This window comes from Lentzea alba, from assembly GCF_011067745.1.
GTDB classification, from domain to species: domain Bacteria; phylum Actinomycetota; class Actinomycetes; order Mycobacteriales; family Pseudonocardiaceae; genus Lentzea; species Lentzea alba.
Window position 1 is genome coordinate 1 of the sequence record NZ_JAAMPJ010000013.1, and the last position, 19,347, is coordinate 19,347.

General features: G+C 69.7%; 20 protein-coding genes. 8 read left to right on the forward strand and 12 right to left on the reverse strand.

Features of this window, described 5'->3' with window-relative positions:
• Window positions 1-286 precede the first annotated feature (286 nt).
• On the reverse strand, window positions 287-637 hold the full coding sequence (locus G7043_RS36595) for a DUF779 domain-containing protein (RefSeq protein WP_166053270.1): 351 nt from the start codon (window positions 635-637) through the stop codon (window positions 287-289).
• A complete protein-coding gene (gene exaC / locus G7043_RS36600; RefSeq protein ID WP_166053271.1) occupies window positions 637-2,160 on the reverse strand; it encodes an acetaldehyde dehydrogenase ExaC in 1,524 nt (507 codons plus the stop codon). Before exaC ends, G7043_RS36595 begins: the two co-directional genes overlap by 1 nt.
• A 119-nt stretch (window positions 2,161-2,279) precedes the next feature.
• Between exaC and G7043_RS36605 the strand changes: the two genes are divergently transcribed.
• From G7043_RS36605 to G7043_RS36625, 5 genes are all read left to right on the forward strand, one after another.
• The gene (locus G7043_RS36605) at window positions 2,280-3,401 is read left to right on the forward strand and encodes a GAF domain-containing protein (RefSeq protein WP_166053272.1); all 1,122 of its coding nucleotides are present in this window, start codon (window positions 2,280-2,282) and stop codon (window positions 3,399-3,401) included.
• Between the two features lie 23 nt (window positions 3,402-3,424).
• Window positions 3,425-4,174, forward strand: coding sequence for a hypothetical protein (locus tag G7043_RS36610; protein WP_166053273.1), 750 nt, complete (start codon window positions 3,425-3,427; stop codon window positions 4,172-4,174).
• Between the two features lie 84 nt (window positions 4,175-4,258).
• Complete coding sequence (locus tag G7043_RS36615) at window positions 4,259-5,122, forward strand: PfkB family carbohydrate kinase (RefSeq protein ID WP_313888248.1); 864 nt, start codon at window positions 4,259-4,261, stop codon at window positions 5,120-5,122.
• Window positions 5,123-5,165: 43 nt separating this feature from the next.
• Entirely contained in the window at window positions 5,166-5,909 is a 744-nt protein-coding gene (locus tag G7043_RS36620) for a DUF4397 domain-containing protein (protein ID WP_166053274.1), read from the forward strand.
• The gene (locus G7043_RS36625; protein WP_166053275.1) at window positions 5,909-6,433 is read left to right on the forward strand and encodes a class F sortase; all 525 of its coding nucleotides are present in this window, start codon (window positions 5,909-5,911) and stop codon (window positions 6,431-6,433) included. Before G7043_RS36620 ends, G7043_RS36625 begins: the two co-directional genes overlap by 1 nt.
• On the opposite strand, the gene G7043_RS36630 is transcribed toward G7043_RS36625, so the two are convergent.
• The 5 genes from G7043_RS36630 to G7043_RS47800 form a co-directional block, all read right to left on the reverse strand.
• Window positions 6,405-7,046, reverse strand: a complete 642-nt coding sequence (locus G7043_RS36630; protein WP_313888249.1) for an ABC transporter ATP-binding protein — start codon at window positions 7,044-7,046, stop codon at window positions 6,405-6,407. The two genes, G7043_RS36625 and G7043_RS36630, sit on opposite strands and share 29 nt — an antisense overlap.
• Window positions 7,028-7,930: an ABC transporter ATP-binding protein gene (locus tag G7043_RS36635; protein WP_313888250.1), complete on the reverse strand. Its 903-nt coding sequence runs from the start codon at window positions 7,928-7,930 to the stop codon at window positions 7,028-7,030. The genes G7043_RS36630 and G7043_RS36635 overlap by 19 nt, the downstream gene beginning before the upstream one ends.
• Complete coding sequence (locus tag G7043_RS36640) at window positions 7,924-8,808, reverse strand: ABC transporter permease (protein WP_166053277.1); 885 nt, start codon at window positions 8,806-8,808, stop codon at window positions 7,924-7,926. The genes G7043_RS36635 and G7043_RS36640 overlap by 7 nt, the downstream gene beginning before the upstream one ends.
• 92 nt (window positions 8,809-8,900) lie before the next feature.
• Entirely contained in the window at window positions 8,901-9,875 is a 975-nt protein-coding gene (locus G7043_RS47795) for an ABC transporter permease (RefSeq protein WP_313888251.1), read from the reverse strand.
• A complete protein-coding gene (locus tag G7043_RS47800; protein ID WP_207312224.1) occupies window positions 9,872-11,440 on the reverse strand; it encodes an ABC transporter substrate-binding protein in 1,569 nt (522 codons plus the stop codon). Before G7043_RS47800 ends, G7043_RS47795 begins: the two co-directional genes overlap by 4 nt.
• A 112-nt stretch (window positions 11,441-11,552) precedes the next feature.
• Here G7043_RS47800 and G7043_RS36650 point away from each other — a divergent pair, with 112 nt between their 5' ends.
• Both G7043_RS36650 and G7043_RS36655 read left to right on the forward strand, forming a co-directional pair.
• Window positions 11,553-11,732, forward strand: a complete 180-nt coding sequence (locus tag G7043_RS36650; RefSeq protein WP_166053278.1) for a zinc transporter Slc39a7 — start codon at window positions 11,553-11,555, stop codon at window positions 11,730-11,732.
• Window positions 11,733-11,834: 102 nt separating this feature from the next.
• Entirely contained in the window at window positions 11,835-13,418 is a 1,584-nt protein-coding gene (locus G7043_RS36655; protein ID WP_207312225.1) for a hypothetical protein, read from the forward strand.
• On the opposite strand, the gene G7043_RS36660 is transcribed toward G7043_RS36655, so the two are convergent.
• The 3 genes from G7043_RS36660 to G7043_RS36670 form a co-directional block, all read right to left on the reverse strand.
• Window positions 13,399-15,102: a dihydroxy-acid dehydratase gene (locus G7043_RS36660; RefSeq protein ID WP_166053280.1), complete on the reverse strand. Its 1,704-nt coding sequence runs from the start codon at window positions 15,100-15,102 to the stop codon at window positions 13,399-13,401. The genes G7043_RS36655 and G7043_RS36660 overlap by 20 nt on opposite strands.
• A gap of 42 nt (window positions 15,103-15,144) precedes the next feature.
• A complete protein-coding gene (locus tag G7043_RS36665) occupies window positions 15,145-15,564 on the reverse strand; it encodes a YybH family protein (protein WP_166053281.1) in 420 nt (139 codons plus the stop codon).
• A 65-nt stretch (window positions 15,565-15,629) separates the two neighbouring features.
• Window positions 15,630-16,064 carry a Rieske (2Fe-2S) protein gene (locus G7043_RS36670; RefSeq protein ID WP_166053282.1) on the reverse strand — a complete coding sequence of 145 codons (435 nt, stop codon included), beginning with the start codon at window positions 16,062-16,064 and terminating at the stop codon, window positions 15,630-15,632.
• Window positions 16,065-16,283: 219 nt separating this feature from the next.
• Between G7043_RS36670 and G7043_RS36675 the strand changes: the two genes are divergently transcribed.
• On the forward strand, window positions 16,284-16,628 hold the full coding sequence (locus G7043_RS36675; protein WP_166053283.1) for a DUF6292 family protein: 345 nt from the start codon (window positions 16,284-16,286) through the stop codon (window positions 16,626-16,628).
• Here the strand turns inward: G7043_RS36675 and G7043_RS36680 are convergent.
• Entirely contained in the window at window positions 16,625-18,787 is a 2,163-nt protein-coding gene (locus G7043_RS36680) for an MMPL family transporter (protein WP_166053284.1), read from the reverse strand. The two genes, G7043_RS36675 and G7043_RS36680, sit on opposite strands and share 4 nt — an antisense overlap.
• A 5-nt stretch (window positions 18,788-18,792) precedes the next feature.
• A complete protein-coding gene (locus G7043_RS36685) occupies window positions 18,793-19,344 on the reverse strand; it encodes a TetR/AcrR family transcriptional regulator (protein WP_166053285.1) in 552 nt (183 codons plus the stop codon).
• Window positions 19,345-19,347: the final 3 nt, after the last annotated feature.

Below are 19,347 nucleotides of genomic sequence, written 5' to 3' on the forward strand. Positions count from 1 at the left end.
AGACATCCGCGCCTGGATCGCCGACTGGAACACCCACCCACGGCCGTTCATCTGGACCAAGACCGCCGAAGAGATCCTCGAGTCACTCGCACGCTTTTGTAGGCGAATTTCTGGCGCAGGACACTAGTGGTGCGTCCCGGAACGTCGGCGAGGTAATCCACGCTCAGCAGGGCGCCTCGCGGCACCGCCCCCGCGCCCCCATACATCCAGTATGAAGGCGCGGGGGCGGCACCACGATGCACCCGTCTGACCGCGAATTCCCCCGGCAACGTTCCAGGCCACACCACTAGAGCTCGTCCTCGTTCAGCAGCCGTGAACGCACCAGAAAACGTAACCCCATTGGTGCTTCCAGGGAGAAACCGCTCCCACGACCGGGTACGACGTCGATCGTCAGGTGCGTGTGGCTCCAGTACTCGAACTGCGCCGCGGACATCCACACCGGAACGACGAACGCGTCCACCTCCAGGTCCCCGAGGTGCACGTCCGACGAGCCGGTCCGGAACTCCCCGGCGGGGTAGCACATCGGGGCGGAGCCGTCGCAGCAGCCGCCTGACTGGTGGAACATCAGGTCGCCGTGGTCGGCCCGGAGGCGGCGGAGGACCTCCGCCGCCTCCGGCGTCAGTGCGACGCGGGGCATCAGAAGAAGCCCTGGGCGTTCTGGGAGTAGCTGACGAGCAGGTTCTTGGTCTGCTGGTAGTGGTCGAGCATCACGCGGTGGTTCTCGCGGCCGATGCCGGACTGCTTGTAGCCGCCGAACGCCGCGTGCGCCGGGTAGGCGTGGTAGTTGTTCACCCACACGCGGCCCGCCTGGATGTCGCGGCCGGCGCGGTAGGCCACGGAACCGTCGCGGGACCACACGCCGGCGCCGAGGCCGTAGAGGGTGTCGTTGGCGGTCTTCATGGCGTCGTCGTAGTCGGAGAACTGCGTGACGGCGACGACCGGGCCGAAGATCTCCTCCTGGAAGATCCGCATCTTGTTGTCGCCCTCGAAGACCGTCGGCGTCACGTAGTAGCCGCCGGACAGCTCACCGCCGAGGTCCGCACGCTCGCCGCCGGTCAGCACCTTCGCGCCTTCCTGCTTGCCGATGTCGATGTACGCCAGGATTTTCTCCAACTGGTCGTTGGAGGCCTGCGCGCCGATCATCGTCTCGGTGTCGAGCGGGTGGCCCTGCTTCACGGCGCGAGTGCGTTCGATCGCGTCACCGAGGAACTGGTCGTACATGGCGCTCTGGATCAACGCTCGCGACGGGCAGGTGCAGACCTCGCCCTGGTTCAGCGCGAACATCGTGAAGCCCTCGAGAGCCTTGTCGTAGAAGGCATCCCGTTCGTTGGCGACGTCGGAGAAGAACACGTTCGGCGACTTGCCGCCGAGCTCCAGCGTCACCGGGATGATGTTCTCGCTGGCGTACTGCATGATCAACCGGCCGGTGGTGGTCTCGCCGGTGAACGCCACCTTCGCCACGCGGCTCGACGACGCGAGCGGCTTGCCCGCCTCGACGCCGAAACCGTTGACCACGTTGAGAACGCCGGGCGGGAGCAGGTCGGCGATGAGCTCCATCAGCACGTGGATCGACGCCGGTGTCTGCTCGGCGGGCTTGAGCACCACCGCGTTGCCGGCGGCCAGCGCGGGCGCGAGTTTCCAGGTCGCCATGAGCAGTGGGAAGTTCCACGGGATGATCTGGCCGACGACCCCGAGCGGTTCCTGGAAGTGGTACGCCACCAGGTCTTCGTCGATCTGCGAGATACCACCCTCCTGCGCGCGGATCACGCCCGCGAAGTAGCGGAAGTGGTCTACCGCGAGCGGCAGGTCGGCGGCCAGCGTCTCGCGGATCGGCTTGCCGTTCTCCCAGGTTTCGGCGACCGCGAGCATCTCGAGGTTGGCCTCGATCCGGTCGGCGATCTTGTTCAGCACGTTCGCGCGCTCGGCGACCGAGGTCTTGCCCCACGATCGCGCCGCGCCGTGGGCGGCGTCCAGGGCGCGTTCGACGTCCTCCGCGGTGCCGCGGGCGATCTCGGTGAAGTACTCACCGGTGACCGGGGTGGGGTTCGCGAAGTACTGGCCCTTGGCGGGCGGTACGTACTCGCCTCCGATGAAGTGGTCGTACCGGTCGCGGTACGTCACCACACTGCCGGGTTGTCCTGGGGCCGCGTACTTCGCCATGGGCTTTGCCTCCCGCATCGTTGCGAAACCGGTGGCGACGCTAGGTAGTGCGACGTTTCACGCACGTTGCATCCGAAAGGAGTAACGCTCGGGTCCAGAAGGCCAGTCATCCTGGGGAGGTGACGGACCTCGGCGAAGCAACGCGGCCGGTGATCGCCGAGTCGTGGCAGCGGTCTCTCGCGGCGCGCGTCGACCCCGACCGCCACGAGGCGCCGGTCGTCTACGCGCCCGACGAGATCGCGGACCTGCGCGGCACGCATCCGCTGGCAGCCGCCGTGCCGCTGCTCAAGCACACGCTGTCGATGGACGACACGATCATGATCGTCACCGACACCGGTGGCCACGTCCTGTGGTGCGAGGGCGACAACGGGGTGCGGCACAGCGCCGAACGCGTCCACCTGACCGAGGGCTCGCGCTGGAGCGAGGACGTCATCGGCACCAACGCGATGGGCACCGCTCTCGCGACCGGCAAACCCGTCACCGTGCACTCCCGCGAACACCTCGTGCGCACCTACCACGGCTGGACCTGCGCGGCGAGCCCGATCCGCGACCCCCACACGGGTCTGCTGCTGGGCGTTGTCGACGTCAGCGGGCCGCTGAAGACCATGCACCCGGCCGTCGCGCAGCTCGTGTCCGCCGCCGCCCGGCTGGCCGAGCACCACCTGCAGCAGTTCGCGCCACGCCAACACGTGCTGACGTTGAACTTCCTCGGCGGCCTGCACGCCGATCTCGACGGACGGCCGTTGGCGCTGACGTTGCGCAACGCGGAGGTCCTGGCGGCGCTCGCCCTGCACCCCAAGGGACTCACCGCCGAACAGTTCGCATTGTTGCTCTATGGTGAGAGAGGGAACCCGACCACGGTCCGTGCGGAGCTGCATCGGCTGCGTGCGCAGCTCGGTGGTGTCCTGTTGACGAGGCCGTACCGGCTCGATGCCGTGGTGCGCGGCGACTTCCTGGACGTGCGGACCGCGCTGAGGTCCGGCGACGCGGGCAAGGCGACCCGGCACTACCACGGCGAGTTGCTACCCCGTTCGGACGCACCGGTGATCCGCGAGGAACGACTGGATCTCGCCGCCGCGGTGCGCAAAGGCGTGCTGGAGCGGGGAGATCTCGACGCGCTGCTGTCGTTCGCGGACAGCGGCGAGGACGCCGAAGTGCTCGAACGCCTCCGGTTGCTCCTTCCGTCCGCGGACCCTCGTCATGCTCTTGTCTCCTCGCGCCTGCGAAGGGCGCTGGAATAGGCTTTCCCAAGGGGGAGGGCGAAGTGAAGCAGTGCATCAACTGCATGACCCGGTTGCCGCGCAAAGAGGTCGCCGAGGTCGCGTGGTGTGCTTTGTGCGCACCGTGTCAGCAGGTTGTGGCCGACCAGATGAAGTTGTTGCACGACCGCCCCGGTGGCGCGCCGGTGCAGATCCACCAGTGCGGCTGGTGCGGTGTCGCGCGCTCGTGCGGCATCGGCTGGCGTACGAGGTGCCTGGTGTGCCTGGACGACAGGTCGGTGCCGGACCCGGCGGTGCAGAAGATCGCGCGCGGGTTGGAGCTCGACGGCACCTGGCGGGAGAACTCGGAGTTCATCGCCGCGACGACGGTGAAGATCCGGCTCGCGAAGTACTTCCAGCCCGGCTGGACCGTGCTCGCCACCGACGTGCACGGGTTGCCCTGGACCGGGTTCCGGTGGCTGACGAGGTCGCACGGCACCTGGGGGCGCAACGACGAGACCGGTGAGGTGCAGCAGCTCAAGCACTCGCGCGGCGAGGCGAACCTGCTTTACCTGGTGCGGTACGGGAAAGTGCTCAAGTTCGGGCGCGGCAACACCGACCGGGTCGGCGCGCACGTCGCCCAGGGCGCGGTACCGGTGCTCGTGCTGTCGGCGTCGAGTCAGGAGATCTCGGTCGCCCGGGACCGTCTGAAGCGCCGGCACCGCAGCGAGATGGTGTCTTTGCGCACGCCCGTCGACCTCTTCGCGGTGCTGCCGGACGGGCTCGACGTCACCGACCAGCTTCCGCGGAACTGACGCTGACGCGCCGGAGGTGCTGCGTTTGTGATCTGACAACGTTGTCATCATCCCAGGCTGGCCGCGGCTGGGTAGCCCAGCGCGGTGGACGAGATCGTCGTGGTGGGACAGATAGCGCGGGACCTGGTCCTCGTCGTCGACGAGGTGCCGGGTCCCGGTGGCACGGCGCCGGTGCGGGAGCGGCGCGAGATGCTCGGCGGCAAGGGCGCGAACATCGCGGTCGGGCTGGCCCAGCTGGGCGCGCCGGTCCAGCTCGTGGGCGTGGTCGGGGACGACGACACCGGCGCACGGCTGATCGCGCGCGCCGCCGCGGACGGGATCGGCACCGAGGGCGTCGTTCAGCGACAGGACTGCCTGACCGGGTTGATCGTCGACCTCGTGGCCGACGGCTGGCGCTATCTGGAGCACCTCCCGGACGGCGTACTGCTGCGCGAGGACGACGTGCCGACAGACCTCATCGCGCGTGCGGCGACCGTGGTGGTGCAGCTGCAACAACCGCCCGAGGTCGCACTCAAGGCAGCACGAGCGGCGCACGGCCGTGTGGTGCTCGACGGGGCACCGGAACGGCTGCGAGCCGAACTGCTGGCGTGCGCGGACGTCGTGCGCGCGGATCACCAGGAGGCCGAGCTGCTGTCCGGCCGCAAGATCGCCGACGCTGCGGAGGCCACGGCTGCCGCGCGTGACGTGATGAAGCACGGCCCTGGGCTCGTGGCGTTCGCCGTGGACGGTGTGGGCAACGTGTTCATCTGGGACGAGGGTGAACTCGTGGTGCCCCTGGGGGACGTCGAGGTGGTCGACACGACCGGAGGCGGTGACGCGTTCGTGGCGGGGCTGACCTTCGCTCTCACGCGTGGAGACGGCCCGGCGGACGCGGCTCGGCTGGCCGTGGCGGCGTCCGGCGCCACCGTCACGCGGCCTGGCGGGCGGCCGGACCTCACCGGATGCTGATCAGGCGCGTTATCGTTGTTGGGTCCGGTGAGGGGAGGTCCGCGTGCGAGTGCTCGCTGTAGTGCTGTTGTTGCTGCTCTCGGCTGCGCCCGCGCACGCCGCGACGGGTACGTACGTCCGTCTCGGGCACTTCTCGATGGACCAGGCGCGCGTCGACGCCACGCTCGACGGGGTCAAGCTCGGCACCCTCGACTACGCCGAGCTCTACGACTACCGGCGGGTCGAGCCGGGGGACCACGTCGTCGAGTTCCGCGCGGCCGGGGCGGATCCCGGCTCGCCGGTGCTGCGGTCGGTGCTGGTGCGGGCGGGGACCGGGAAGGCGTACACCGTCCTCGACATCGCGTCGTCGATGAAGGTGCTGGAGGACGACGTCAGCCTGCCGCCGAACGGGCAGGCGCGGCTGCGGGTGGTCAACGCCGGTGACGCGGAGATGGATCTGTTGCGGGGCAGCGTGTTCGTGCATCGCAACGTGCAGGCGAACTCGACGACCGGGTACGTGGTGATGCTGCCCGGCAAGGATCCGCTGCAGGTGTTGCCGCGCGGCAAGGACTCCACGTCGCTCGACGTCGTGCTGGAGCCCGGCGGGGTCTACTCGTTGCTGGTGAGCGCGCGGCGGATCGAGCTGCGGACCGATGCCAAGGGAGCCGAGGTCGTGCCCGGCGGCGGGCAGGAGACCGGGTTCGGCGGCATGGCCGGAGGCTGGGACTGGCTGACCGCGCTGGTCATCGCGCTCATCGTGGGCGTCGCGATGTTCTCGGTGCGCGGCAGGCTGTTCCGGTTCGGCTGATGAGCAAGGGCAAGCTCGCGATGGGCGCGGTGATCATCGTCGCGCTGATCTACATCGTGAAGGATCCGGGCGCGGAGAAGGCGCCGGAACCGGTGACGGTGCTCATTCCGTCGATCGGTGTCGACACGTCGCTCGAGGCGTTGAAGGTGGACGGTGCCGGGACCCTGGAGCCGCCCAGCCGTGCGGACAAGGCCGGTTGGTACGCCAAGGGAGTGGCGCCGGGGGACGCCGGGCCGGCGGTGATCGCGGGGCACGTCGACTCGAAGACCGGGCCGGGCGTGTTCTTCCGGTTGCCGGAGTTGCAGCCCGGTGCCGAGGTGCTGGTGGAGCGCGAGGACGGCAGCAAGCTCACGTTCGTCGTGAACCACACGTACTCGACGGAGAAGGCCGCGTTCCCGACGGCCGCGGTATACGCGCCGACACCGTTGTCTGAGCTGCGGCTCGTGACGTGCGGCGGTGACTTCGACCGGGTCGCGGGCAGCTACCGCAACAACGTCATCGTCGAAGCGGTGCTGAAAGTCTGACCGTCTCGTCGGCCCACCTCGTGAGCAGCCTGTCGTCGTGCGAGATCGCGAGCACGCCCGCGTCCGTCTCCGCCTGGTACGCGCGGATCACGCCGACCAGCGCGGCCGTGCTGGAGGCGTCCAGCATCGTGGTCATCTCGTCGCAGATCAGGTAGCGCGGCCGCAGTGCGAGCGCGCGGGCGAGGCAGGCGCGTTGCAGCTGGCCGTCGCTGACCTCGTGCGGGCGGCGGTCGAGAAGATCGTCGGTGAGCATGACCAGGTCGGCGAGCTCGGTCACGCGTTCCTGGTTGCCCTTCAGCGGTTCCGCGATGACCCTTCTGAGGGTGAACCGGGGGTCGACGGACAGTCTGGGCTGTTGGAACAGCACGCCGATCCGGGTGCGCTGGGTGGCGCCGAACCGGAACCTGGTGACGGTCTCGCCGTCGATGGTGACGCTGCCCGCGAAAGGCTTGTGCAGCAACGCGAGCACGCGCGCCAAAGTGGACTTGCCGGAGCCGCTCGGGCCGGCCAGGCCGATGGTCTGTCCTGGGTGGACGGTCAGGCTGACGTCGGTGATCACCGGGTTCCGGTAGCCGGCGGTGATGCCGGTGCCGGTCAGCACGGCAGGTGGCACGCGACGGCGTGCGGGTCGTCGGTGAGCACGGGGCGTTCCTCGCAGATCGGGGTGGCCTGGTCGCAGCGCGGGGCGAACGCGCAGCCCGCGGGCAGGTCGGTGAGCAGCGGTGGCTGGCCGGGTACCGGGGTGAATGCCCTGTCCGGCAAGGCGTTCGCGAGGCCGCGACTGTAGGGGTGGCGGGAGTTGTCCAGCACCTCGTGGGCCGGGCCGATCTCCACGATCCGTCCTGCGTACATGACCGCGATGCGGTCGGCGATCCGGTGCGCGGCCGCCAGGTCGTGCGTGATCAGCAGGACGGCGTGGCCGTCGTCGACCAGTCTGCGGAACTCGTCCAGCAGGCCGTCGACGAGGTCGCGGTCGAGGCCGGTGGTCGGTTCGTCGGCGATCAGCAGCCACGGGTTGCCGACCAGCGCCAGTGCGTTCGCCACGCGTTGTGCCATGCCGCCGGACAGCTCGTGCGGGTAGCGGTCGAGGTGTTCGGGTTCGAGACCCGCGCGTTCGGCCGCGGCCACGGCGTCGCCGCCCAGGACCCGCGCGGCTTCTTCGAGTTGAGAACGCGCGGTGCGGACCGGCGTGAGGTGGCTGGCCGGGCTTTGCGGAATGAGGCCGATCTGCCGGCCGCGGATCTTGGTCGCCAGCTCGTGGTCCGTGGCGGCGATCAGGTCGGTGTCGCCGAGCTTCGCGGTGCCCCGGGTTTCCGCGTTGCCGGGCAGGAAGCCGAGGAGTGCGGAGGCCAGCACGGTCTTGCCGCAGCCGGACTCGCCGACCAGCGCCACGCACTCGCCGGGGCGGATCCGCAGCGACACGTCGTTCACGGCCTCGACGGTCGCGCCGGTGAGCGCGAACCGCACCGACAGCCGGTCGATCTCCAGGTTCACCACGTCAGCTCCGTGCGCCGCTTGGGGTTCAGCCGGTCCCGCCACACACCGCTCACCCCGGACACCGCCAGGGTCGTGATGATCAGCAGCAGGCCGGGTGCCAGGGACATCCACCAGCCGCCGATGAGCAGCGAGCGCTGGGCGTCGTTGATCATGTTGCCGACGCTGGCGGCGTGCGGGGGCAAACCCAGTCCCAGGAACGACAACGCCGTCTCGTGCCACACCGCGTGCGGCACCATCAGCGTGGTCGCGAGCAGCACCTGCGGGGCGACGTTCGGCAGCAGGTGCCGGGTGAGCACGCGGGTCCTGCTCGCTCCGCCCACGATCGCCGCGTCGATGAACGGCCTGGCGCGCAGCGAGAGCACCTCGGACCGCACGATCCTGGCCGAGGTGAGCCAGTGGGTCAGCGCGATCGAGATGATCACGGCGGTGAGGCTGGGCCGGAGGATCGCGACGATCACGATGCCCAGCAACAGGTGCGGAACGGACGCGACCGCGTCGACCAGGCGCATCAGGATCCGGTCGAACCAGCCGCCGATCGAGCCCGCGAGCGCACCGACCGCCGTGCCGACGACCGCCGAGATCACGGCGGCCACGATGCCGACGGTGAGCGAGACGCGCAGGGCGTAGACGCAGCGCAGCAGCACGTCCCGGCCGAGCTCGTCGGTGCCGAAGAGGTGCGCGGCGGACGGCGGCTGGTTCGCGATCGCGAGGTCGACGTACTGCTGGTTGAGGTCGACGACCAGCGGGACGACCAGCACGGTCAGCGCGACGATCGCGAGGACGGTCGCGGAGGGGAGGAGTCGCCAGCGCGGGGAGCGTGGTGGGCCGGCTGCGGTGAGGCGGGAGCGGGGGACGGGTCGCCAGGTCAGGTCAGTCATTGTGCGTCACCCTCGGGTCGGCCGGCGTGACGGTCGTGTGGGCGGTTGCGGAGGGGAGGACCGGCCAGCGGGGGACGGGTCGCCAGGTCAGGTCAGCCATCGAGCGCCACCCTCGGGTCGGCCAGCGCGTACAGGACGTCGGCCAGCAGGTTGCCCAGCAGCACCACGCCCGTCGCCATCACGGTCAGTGCCCCGAGCAGGGCGAAGTCGACGTTCAGCGCGGCCTCCACGGTCGCCCGCGCGATGCCCGGCCACGAGAACACCGTTTCCACCAGCAGCGCGCCCGTGATCAGCTCCGGCAGCCGGGCGCCCAGCAACGTGAGGAACGGCAGCAGCGACGTGCGCAACGCGTGCCCGGACACCACCAGGTGGTCCGGCAGGCCGCGGGCTCGCGCGCCGATCACGTGGTCCTGGGTGAAGGACTCCAGCAGGTTCTGGCGCACGAACAGCACGAACCACGGCGCCTGCGAGATCGCCAGCACCGCGACCGGCAGCACCATGTGCACGGCGACACCGCCCACCGACACCGGCTCGGATCCGGTCGTCACGCCGCCGCCCGGCAACCACCGCAGCTGCAGCGCGAACACGTACAGCACCGCCAGCCCGACCCAGAAGACCGGCGCGGCCTCCAACGCGTAACAGCCGCCCGTGATCAGCCGGTCGAGCCACGACCCCTGCCGCCACGCCGCCAGCGTGCCCAGCACGAGTCCCAGCAGGAGGGCCAGCGTGAAGCCGACCGACACCAGCAGCACCGTCCATCCGAGACGGTCACCGATCACGGCCGACACCGGTTGTTGCAACGACAGGGAATCGCCGAGGTCGCCGGCCACCGCGTGCCGCAGCCAGGCCCAGTACTGCGCGACGACGGGTTCGTCGACGCCCCAGTTCGCGCGCAGCTGGGCCACGCGCTCCGGGGAAGCGCCGATGATCCGCACACCGAAGTAGCGCTCGACCGGGTCGAACGGCGAGGCCTTCGCCAGCACGAACAACGCGAAGCTGACGACCAACAGCACCGGGACCGCGAAGGCCAGGCGGCGCAGGGTCAGCCGGCCGATGGAGCGGATCACTGCTTGGGTGTCCAGCGCTCGAGGTTCCACCACACGGCGTGCACCAGGCCGTGGTCGTGCGGTTCGACCTGGGTTTCTTGGCCGTCCCACTTGTCGCGCAACACGTACGTGTGGTCGAGGAACACCAGGAACGCCCAGGCGGGGTCGGCCGCGTAGGCCTTCTGGAAGTCGTCGTAGGCCTTCTTGCGGGCAGCCGGGTCGAGGCTGCGGCGCGCGGTGTCCAGCGCGGTGTCCACAGTGGAGTTCCGGTACAGCGTCATGTTCACGTAGCCCTGCTGGCCCGCGTAACGCGAGTGCAGCAACGTGTAGGCGGCGGTGTCCGGGTCGTACGGGTCGCCACCGCCCCAGATCGCCGCAGCTTCCTTCTGGCGCTGCAGCATGATCTCGAACGTGGTGGCCTCGACGGGCGCGTCGATGCCGAGCTTCGCGATGTCGGAGGCCGCGGCCAGGGCGAGTTCCTTGCGCAGCACGTCCGGCGCCGGGTAGAGCACGGGCAACCGGGCGGGCTGACCGTCCTTCGCGCGCTTGCCGTCGGCACCCTTGCGCCAACCGGCCTCGTCGAGCAGCTTCTCCGCCTCGGCGACGTCGTAGGCGAACGCGGAACCCGAGTCGTACCAGTCCTTCAGGTAGGGCGAGATCGGCGTGGCGGCGGGCTTGCCGGAGCCGGCCAGCACGGCGTCGATCATGGCCTGGCGGTTGATGCCCAGGTTGATCGCGCGCCGCACCTGCGGGCTGGAGGTGAACGGCAGCTCGGACGGGATGCCGAGGCCGCGGTAGTCGGCGGACGGGTTCCGCACGACCCGGTAGCCCGACTTGTCGCGGTAGGTCTGGGCGAGCTTGGGCGGCAGCACGGTGCCGTCGAACTCGCCGGCCGCCATCCGGGTTGCGCGGGCGTTGTCGTCCGGCACGAACACCACGGTGACGGTCTTGATCGCGGGCGTGCCGCCCCAGTACTTCTCGTTGGCCTTCAACACCATCCGGTCGCCCTTGCGCCACGACTCGACCACGTACGGGCCGGTGCCGATCGGAGCGGTGTTGAACGGCGCGCTGTTGATGTCCACGCCCGAGAGCTTCGCCGCGGGCACGATGCCGAGCGCCAGCTGCTGCACGAACGGGGCGTAGGGGTACGACAGCTTGAACTCGACGGTGCCCGCGTCCGGCGCCGTCACGTCGGCCAGCGCGTCGAAGCGGGAGGCGATCGTGGAGTTCACCTTCTTGTCCAGCACGGACTTGTAGGTGAACACGACGTCCTGGGCGGACACCAGGGTGCCGTCGGAGAACGCGATGTCCTTGCGCAGCTTGGCGGTCCACGTCAGGCCGTCGGGAGACGCCGTCGGCAGTGCGGAGGCCAGGGCGGGCTTCAGGGCGAGCGAGGCGTCCCGCGTCACCAGGCCGTCGAAGATCTTCGCGGCACCGTCGGGCGCGTAGCCGAGCACCGGGTTGAGGTTCTCCGGCTCGCTGCCGGCGCCGATCACGATGGACGTCGCTGCTCCGGCCGTCGTCGAGCCGTCCGGTGACGAGCACCCCGCCAGCACGACGAGAGCCAGTAGAACCGCTCGGCGCATCCAGTTCCTCCCCAGTGTCCGTGTTGCCGGGTGCAGCTAACAGCAAGTAACTTGCAACAAGCAAGACCTTGCACCACTGCGCGCTGGTCAGAGCCGTGCCAGGCTGCGCAACATGAGCGTCCACAACCACGAACACAGCCACGGTGACCTGTCCCACACACATCCTCACGAGGCGCACGCGCACGACCACGTCGAGCACACGCACGAGCACACGCACGGCGGCGAAACGCACTCGCACACCCACGTGCACGACGCGGGGCACGTCGAGGAACACGAGCACTCGCACTCCTGAACCGGCCCGGCGAAATATCGGCGGCCGGTCCGCGAGGCCGCCTGAGCCGCTACGCTTGCTCCATCTGCCGCCTTCCACGTTGACGCGGCAGGAGCAGTGCAAGTGTCTCGATTGGCGAAAGTCGTTGCCACGCTGGCTCTTCTGAGCGGTCTCACGCCGGTGGCGCAGGCGGCGCCCGCGTGCTGGCAGGAGTTCTGCGGCAAGTACCCACCGGCGCCTCAGGCCGGCCAGTGGTCGTCCGCCCACGTTTCCTACGACACGGCCGGACGCCTGAAGTACGCCTCCGACTCGGCGCGCAACCGCGTGCCGGACTTCAGCTACGTCGGCTACCACCACGGCGAGAAGCCGCTGCCGGTCATGCCCGACGTCGTCACGATCAGTCCGGTGTCCGGCGACAACACCGCGCATCTCCAGAAAGCGCTCGACCAGGTCGGCGCCCGCACGCCCGACGCGAACGGCCATCGCGGCGCGGTGAAGCTCGCGGCCGGCCGGTACGAGATCCGCGGCACCGTGCGGATCAGGCACAACGGCGTGGTGCTGCGTGGATCCGGGGACACCACAACGTTGTTCGGCCGCGGCGACACGCCCCACCAGCGCACGGTCGTGGTGCTCGGGTCCGACTCGGGCAAGCCGTGGACGACCGGGGCGGCCGTCGAGGTGACCACGCCGTTCGTGCAGGTCGGGTCGTTGAGCCTGGAGGTCGCGAACGCCACCGGGTTCAAGGTGGGCCAGGAGGTCGTCGTCCGGCACCCGTCGTCGCAGAAGTGGATCGACGCGGTCGGCGGTGGCGGCGTGGTGCAGGACGCCAAGTGGACGCCCGGATCCATGGACCTGCACTGGGTGCGCAGGATCAAGGCCGTCGACGGGCGCAGGCTCACGTTCGACGCGCCGATCTACAACCACCTCGACCGGTCGCTGACGATCTCCACGGTCGCGCCGGTGACCGCGCGGAACCTCGTCACCGAGTCCGGGGTCGAGAGCCTGCGCGTCGACGTCGAGACCAAGGGCGGCGAGGACGAGAACCACGCGTGGAACGCCATCGGCGTGTTCGGCGCGGACAACAGCTGGGTCCGTTCGGTCAAGACCCGCTACTTCGGTTACGCGGGCGTGGTCACCGAACGGTCCGTGCGCATCACGGTGAAGGACGCGCAGGCCACGGACCCGGTCGCGATCCGCACAGGTGGCCGCATGTACAACTTCGCCGCGAACACCAACTCGCACCTCGTCCTGTTCACCGGCCTGCACGCCACGAAGGCGCGACACGCGTTCGTCAGCAACGGCGCGAACTCTGTGGCCGGCGTGGTGTGGCATCGGGCCACTGTGGACGGTGGTGACGCCGAGGCGCACCGGCGGTGGAGCCAGGGACTGCTGTTCGACAACATCAGGGAGCTCAGCGGCGGCAACCAGGCCAAGCTGATCAACCGCGGCGACTACGGCACCTCGCACGGCTGGGGCGCCGCACACTCGGTGATCTGGGACTACAACAAGGAAATCGTCGTCCAGAAACCGCCGACCGCGCAGAACTACGCCGTGTCCGGCGAAGGCACGCGGCGCTCACAGCCGTACTTCCCCGGGCCGTGGGGCAGCATCGAGATCAAGACCGGTCCACTGGTTCCGGAGTCGTTGTACGAGGCACAGGTCGTCGACCGCCTCGCCGGGACGTCGGCTAGTGCGACTCGCGGGTGACCTCGCTGCCGCTGGAGCCGACCAGGAAGTCCAGGTCGGCTCCGGTGTCGGCGCCCAGCACGTGGTCGACGTAGAGCCGCTGCCAGCCTCGTCCTGGTTTGGCGAACGCCTCGGTCATCGCCGCACTGGGGGAGCGGTCGAGGAAGTCCGGTGCCTCCACGTCGATCCGCCGGTTCTCCACGTCCAGCACGATGACGTCGCCGGTGCGGACGAGCCCGAGCGGTCCGCCCGCCGCCGCTTCCGGTGCCACGTGCAGCACGACCGTGCCGTACGCGGTGCCGCTCATGCGTCCGTCGCAGATCCGGACCATGTCGCGCACGCCCTGTTCCAGCAGCTTCTTGGGCAACGGCATGTTCGACACCTCGGGCATGCCGGGATATCCGCGCGGCCCGCAGCCGCGCAGCACCAGCACGCTGTCCGCGTCGACGTCGAGGTCCGGGTCGTCGATGCGGGCGTGGAAGTCCTCGATGCTGTCGAACACCACGGCTTTGCCGCGGTGCTGCAACAGGTTCGGTGACGCGGCGGCCGGTTTGACCAGCGCACCGGACGGCGCCAGGTTGCCGCGCAGCACCGCGATCCCGCCCTCGGCGATGATCGGCTCGGACCGGCTGCGGATCACCTCGGCGTCCCAGATCGGGGCGTCGTCGAGGTGGCCGACGAGGGGATTCCCGGTGACGCTCAACGCTTCCGGGTCGAGCAGGTCACGAACTTCCCGCAGCACGGCCAGCAGCCCGCCCGCGCGGTGGAAGTCCTCCATCAGGAACCGGCCCGCCGGCTGCAGGTCCACCAGCAACGGCACGCCGGAGCCGATGCGGTCGAAGTCGTCCAGGGTCAGGTCGACGCCCAGGCGACCGGCGATGGCGAGCAGGTGCACGACGGCGTTCGTGGACCCGCCGATCGCGGCCAGCGCGACGATCGCGTTGTGGAAGTTGGCCTTCGTCAGGAACGTGCTGGGCCGCCGGTCCTTCTCGACCAGCTCGACGATCAGCCGTCCGGTGCCGTGCGAGGCCTCCAGCAGCCTGCTGTCCGGCGCCGGGGTGCCCGCGACACCGGGGACGACGGTGCCGAGCGCCTCCGCGACCAGGGCCATCGTCGAGGCGGTGCCCATGGTGTTGCAGTGGCCGCGGCTGCGGATCATCGCCGACTCGGAGCGGATGAACGCCTCCTGCGACAGCGTGCCCGCGCGCACCTCCTCCGACAGCCGCCACACGTCCGTGCCGCAGCCGAGCGGAACCCCGCGGAACGTGCCGGTGAGCATCGGCCCGCCGGGCACCACGACCGCGGGGATGTCGACGGACGCGGCGGCCATCAGCAGCGCGGGAATCGTCTTGTCGCACCCGCCGAGCAGCACCACGCCGTCGACCGGGTTGGCGCGCAGCATCTCCTCGGTCGCCATCGCGGCCATGTTGCGCCACAGCATCGCGGTGGGGCGGACGTTGGTCTCGCCCAGCGACACCACGGGGAGGTTGAGCGGGATGCCACCTGCCTCGTGCACGCCGTTCGACACCGATGCGGCGACCTCGTTCAGGTGCGCGTTGCACGGGGTGAGGTCGGACGCGGTGTTGGCGATGGCGATCTGCGGCCGGGCGAACGCCGAGTCCGGCGTGCCACGGCGCATCCAGGCGCGGTGGATGTAGGCGTTGCGGTCCTGTCCGGCGTACCAGTGCGCGCTGCGGAGGTTCACCCTCCCGTCGTACGGGGCAGCGTGCGGACGCGCAACCCCCGGCTACCGAATGCTCGCCAGGGCGTCCAGTGCCCGGTCGTCCAACGGGCTGCCGTGGCGGTGGACCATCTTCCACGTGCCGTCCTCGCGGCGGAACACCGTGGTGACGCGCAACGCGTAGGACTTCGTGGCCCCGGACGGGTCGAGGATCTCGGACCGTTCGATCGCGCACACGTACCCGATGTCACCGCTCGACTCCGCGGCCACGACCTCGATGTCGAGGGACCTGCTGCCGTGGAACCACTTCTCGATCGTGTCGAAGACCTGCTCGACCTCGGTCCAGCCGACGGCGCCCATGGCCGCGCCGAACAGCACCACGGGTTCGGCGTGCGACCACATCTGTTTGCGCGGTCCGGCGTCGCCGTTGTGCAGGTTCTCGACATCGCGCTGGAGCAGGGGCAGCACCTCGTCCTGGAAGCTCATCCGACCGGCCTTTCTCGTGCGGACCGGTCCGGACAGCATGACTGCCCGGACCGGTCCGCGCAGGCTCAGGCCACGACGATGTCGTCCCCCTTGATCTTCGTCTTGATCTGCGGCAACGGCTTCTTGGCCGGTCCGGACCTCCGCTTGCCGTCGACGGAGCTGAACCGGCTGTCGTGGCACCAGCAGATGATCAGGTTCTGGTCGACCTCGCTGCACATGCAGCCGGCGTGGGTGCATTTGGCGTCGAACGCCGTGTAGGTGTTCTTCTTCGGCTGGGCCACCACGACTGATGTCTCGTCGTCGAAGTAGACGACGACTCCGCCGTTGAGCGGCACGTCCGCCTTCTTCGCGAGGACCGTGCCGGGCGGCAGTGTGCCGCACGGCTGGGCGTCGGGGGCGGCCGCCGCGGTGCCGGTGGTGACGATCGTGGCGGCCGCGGCGCAGCCACCGATGAAACAGCGGCGGCTGACCGTGGTGGTGGGGTGGTCCGGGAGCTCCATCTCGAAGCGCTCACTTCCTGCCGTACGAGTCGCGGCGGAGGCGGCACCACTCACCTTGGCAACCGAGTCACTTCATGACAAGCCTTGACTCTTAAGAGGAACTTCTGCGACTTCAGCGGAGAGTGAGCGTCTGAGGTTCGCACTCCGTCAACTGGGGTAACCGCTTCGTGCGTCAAGCAGCTGGCGTTGTTGCCCCGGTGGACGGAGGACGGTGACGACGTGAAGACGCTTGCGCTCGACTACGCGCTGAGGGTCACGCGGGAACTCGGCCTGAGCGGCGAGTCGTCCTGCGTGGATCGGGACAGACCGTTGCGGGTGTACATCGCGGTGGACGGCACGCTGCCCGACCACCCGGACTGCCTGGTGGCGCTGCTGTGGACCGAGCGCCGCGGGTGGGCGATCGCGGTCGAGGAACCCGGTGGCGCCGAGCTGACCGTGGTGGCGCACCTGGGCGGTGCGGTGGAACCGCCGCCGCGCACGGTGGCGCGATGGGTGCGCAGGTTGCTGACAGACCAGCGGCCGGCCCACGAGGTGGACCGGCCGCTGGTGCGCAGGGTGGGTTAGCCGACCGCCACCGGCTCCCGCTTCTCCTTCTCGACTGCGGACAGCTCGTCGAGCGCCGTGCCCTCGACGTCGAGCTCCGGCAGCCACCGCAGCCACTTCGGCAGCCACCAGGCGCGCTCGCCGATCAGGGCCAGCGCGGCCGGCACCAGCACCATGCGGACCACGAAGGCGTCCACGAAGATGCCGACGGCCAGGGCGAACGCGATCGACTTCACGGTCGGCTCGCCCGCGGGGACGAAGCCGGCGAACACCGAGAACATGATCAGTGCGGCGGCCACGACGACCGGGGCGGCCTGGCGGAAGCCCGTGGTGATGGCCTCGATCGGCTTGGCACCGCGGTGGTGTGCCTCGTGCATCCGGGACACCAGGAAGATCTGGTAGTCCATGGCGAGGCCGAACAGGATGCCGATCACCAGGATCGGGGTGAGGCTGATCAGCGGGCCGGTGCTGTCGAGGTTGACCGCGCCGGCGAGCCAGCCCCACTGGAACACGGCCACCGTGGCGCCGAGGGAGGCGCCGATGGTCAGCAGGAAGCCGAGCACGCCCACCAGCGGCACGAGCAGCGAGCGGAACACGAGGATCAGCAGGACGAGTGCCAGGCCGACGACGACCGCGAGGTAGATCGGCAGGGCGCGGTCCAGGGACGTGGCCACGTCCACGCTCACGGCGGTGGCGCCGGTGACGTAGGCCTTGCCACCGTCCAGATCGGACAGTTCGGCGCGCAGGTCGGCCACCAGTTGTTCGGTGGCAACGCTGTCCGGGCCGGACTTCGGGATCACGGTGACCATCGCGGCGCTGCCGTCCGGGCTCGGCTGGGCCGGGGTCACCAGGGCGACGTCGGACATCTTCGCGATCGGCTCGGCGGCCTTGGTGGCGGTCGCGGCGGCGCCGTTGCCCTCGACGAGGACGATGATCGGGCCGTTGAAGCCCTCACCGAAGCCCTGCGCCAGGATCTGGTCGGCGCGTTCCTGGGTGGAGTTGGCCGGCGGCTTCTGGATCAGGGTGGTGTCCATGGACGCCACCGGGATCGCGACGATGCCCAGTGCCACGACCGACAGCAGCAGCGCGACGACGCGGTTGCGGGTGATCGCACCGGCCCAGCCGCGGATGACGCCGCGGTCCTTCGGCTCCACGTCGGCGGCGGCGCGTTCCTTGCGGGTCATCACGCGGCGGCCGAGCATGCTCAGCACCGCGGGCACCAGCGTGATGGCGATCAGCACCGCGACGACGATCGTGGCGGCGGCCGAGACGCCCATCTGCGTCAGGAACGGAATACCGGCGATCGCGAGGCCCACCAGTGCGATCACCACGGTCAGACCGGCGGTGACGACGGCGGAACCGGCGGTGCCCACGGCGGTCGCGACGGCGTGGCCGACGTCGGAGCCGCGGCGGAGTTCCTGGCGGTAACGGTTGATGATGAACAACGCGTAGTCGATGCCGACCGCGAGTCCCAGCATCGAGGCGAGGATCGGCGTGGTCGACTGCAGGTCCATGAACCCGGACACGATGGTGATGCCGAGCGTGCCGATGCCGACGCCGATGGCGGCGCTGAGCAGGTTCATGCCCGCGGTCACCAGCGAGCCGTAGGTCAGCGCGAGCACGACCAGCGCCAGCACCACACCGATGATCTCGCTGGGCCCGCCGACGTGCGGCGTCTCCTGCATCGCGGTGCCGGTGACCTCGACGGTCAGTCCGGCGGCCCGTGCCTTGTCGACGGCCTTGAGCAGCTCGGACCGCTGCTCGGCGGTGACCTCACCGGGCTTCACGTCGTAGGTGACGGTGCTGTAACCGACGTCGACGTCGCGGTTCACGCTCGGCGCGGCGGGGTCGAGCGGGTTGGTCGCGGACGTCACGCCCTTGAGAGACGACTCGTCGGCCACCAGGTCGGTGATCGCCTTGACGTGCTGCGGCAGCTTCTGGCCGTCCGGCGCCTTCACCACGACCCGTGCGGTCGCGGTCTCGCCGGAACCGAACTCCTGCTGGATGCGCTCGAGCGCGGTCGTCGACTCCTGGCCGGGGATGGACATCGAGTTGGACGTCTCACCGCCGAGGGTGAAAGCGCCGACACCGGAGCCGATCAGCACGAGCAGCCAGATCAGGACGACGGGGAGACGACGCCTGTGCGTCAGCATCCCCAGTCCGTAGAGCAGTTTCGCCATGATGGTCAGGCCTCCTGGTGCCCGAGTGCGTCGTAACAGGTAGCGAGGATCAAGGGGCGCCACGTCGTCTTGTCGCCTTCCTGGTTGGCCAGGAGGGTGAGCACGGCCATGACGCTGAGCGCGGCGATGACCCGGACCGCGCGAGGCAGGTCCTTCTCGGGGTCGAGGACGAACATCTCGTTGATCATCAGTTCGTCCTGCGCCTGCTGCGGGTCTTCACCCGGCGCCGTCAACGCCCGGAACAGCAGTGAGACCAGGCCGGGACGGTCGAGCGCGACGTCGGTGAGCAGCTCCAGCGCACGCCGATCGCGGGCGGGGCCGGCCGGCATCGGGGCGACCTGCTCGGCCACCTGCCCGCTCAGCACCCGGCTCTGCGCCCAGGCTGCTTCGAAGAGAGCGTCTTTGCTCGGGAAGTGGTGCAGCAGGCCGGCTTTCGACAGACCGACAGCGTCCGCGAGCGACTTCAGCGAGGTCTGCTCGTAGCCGTGCCGCGCGAAGAGCGCGGCGGCGGCGTCGAGGATCGTCTCGTCGACTCCGGTCCTGGGCTGTCGTGGCATGCC

Excerpts from the sequence above, each read along its gene's own strand:
- G7043_RS36595 (WP_166053270.1), bottom strand. The coding sequence starts at position 637 with ATGCCCCGCGTCGCACTGACGCCGGAGGCGGCGGAGGTCCTCCGCCGC.
- exaC (WP_166053271.1), bottom strand. The coding sequence starts at position 2,160 with ATGGCGAAGTACGCGGCCCCAGGACAACCCGGCAGTGTGGTGACGTAC.
- G7043_RS36625 (WP_166053275.1), top strand. The coding sequence starts at position 5,909 with ATGAGCAAGGGCAAGCTCGCGATGGGCGCGGTGATCATCGTCGCGCTG.
- G7043_RS36640 (WP_166053277.1), bottom strand. The coding sequence starts at position 8,808 with ATGACTGACCTGACCTGGCGACCCGTCCCCCGCTCCCGCCTCACCGCA.
- G7043_RS47800 (WP_207312224.1), bottom strand. The coding sequence starts at position 11,440 with ATGCGCCGAGCGGTTCTACTGGCTCTCGTCGTGCTGGCGGGGTGCTCG.
- G7043_RS36650 (WP_166053278.1), top strand. The coding sequence starts at position 11,553 with ATGAGCGTCCACAACCACGAACACAGCCACGGTGACCTGTCCCACACA.
- G7043_RS36665 (WP_166053281.1), bottom strand. The coding sequence starts at position 15,564 with ATGAGCTTCCAGGACGAGGTGCTGCCCCTGCTCCAGCGCGATGTCGAG.
- G7043_RS36670 (WP_166053282.1), bottom strand. The coding sequence starts at position 16,064 with ATGGAGCTCCCGGACCACCCCACCACCACGGTCAGCCGCCGCTGTTTC.
- G7043_RS36680 (WP_166053284.1), bottom strand. The coding sequence starts at position 18,787 with ATGGCGAAACTGCTCTACGGACTGGGGATGCTGACGCACAGGCGTCGT.
- G7043_RS36685 (WP_166053285.1), bottom strand. The coding sequence starts at position 19,344 with ATGCCACGACAGCCCAGGACCGGAGTCGACGAGACGATCCTCGACGCC.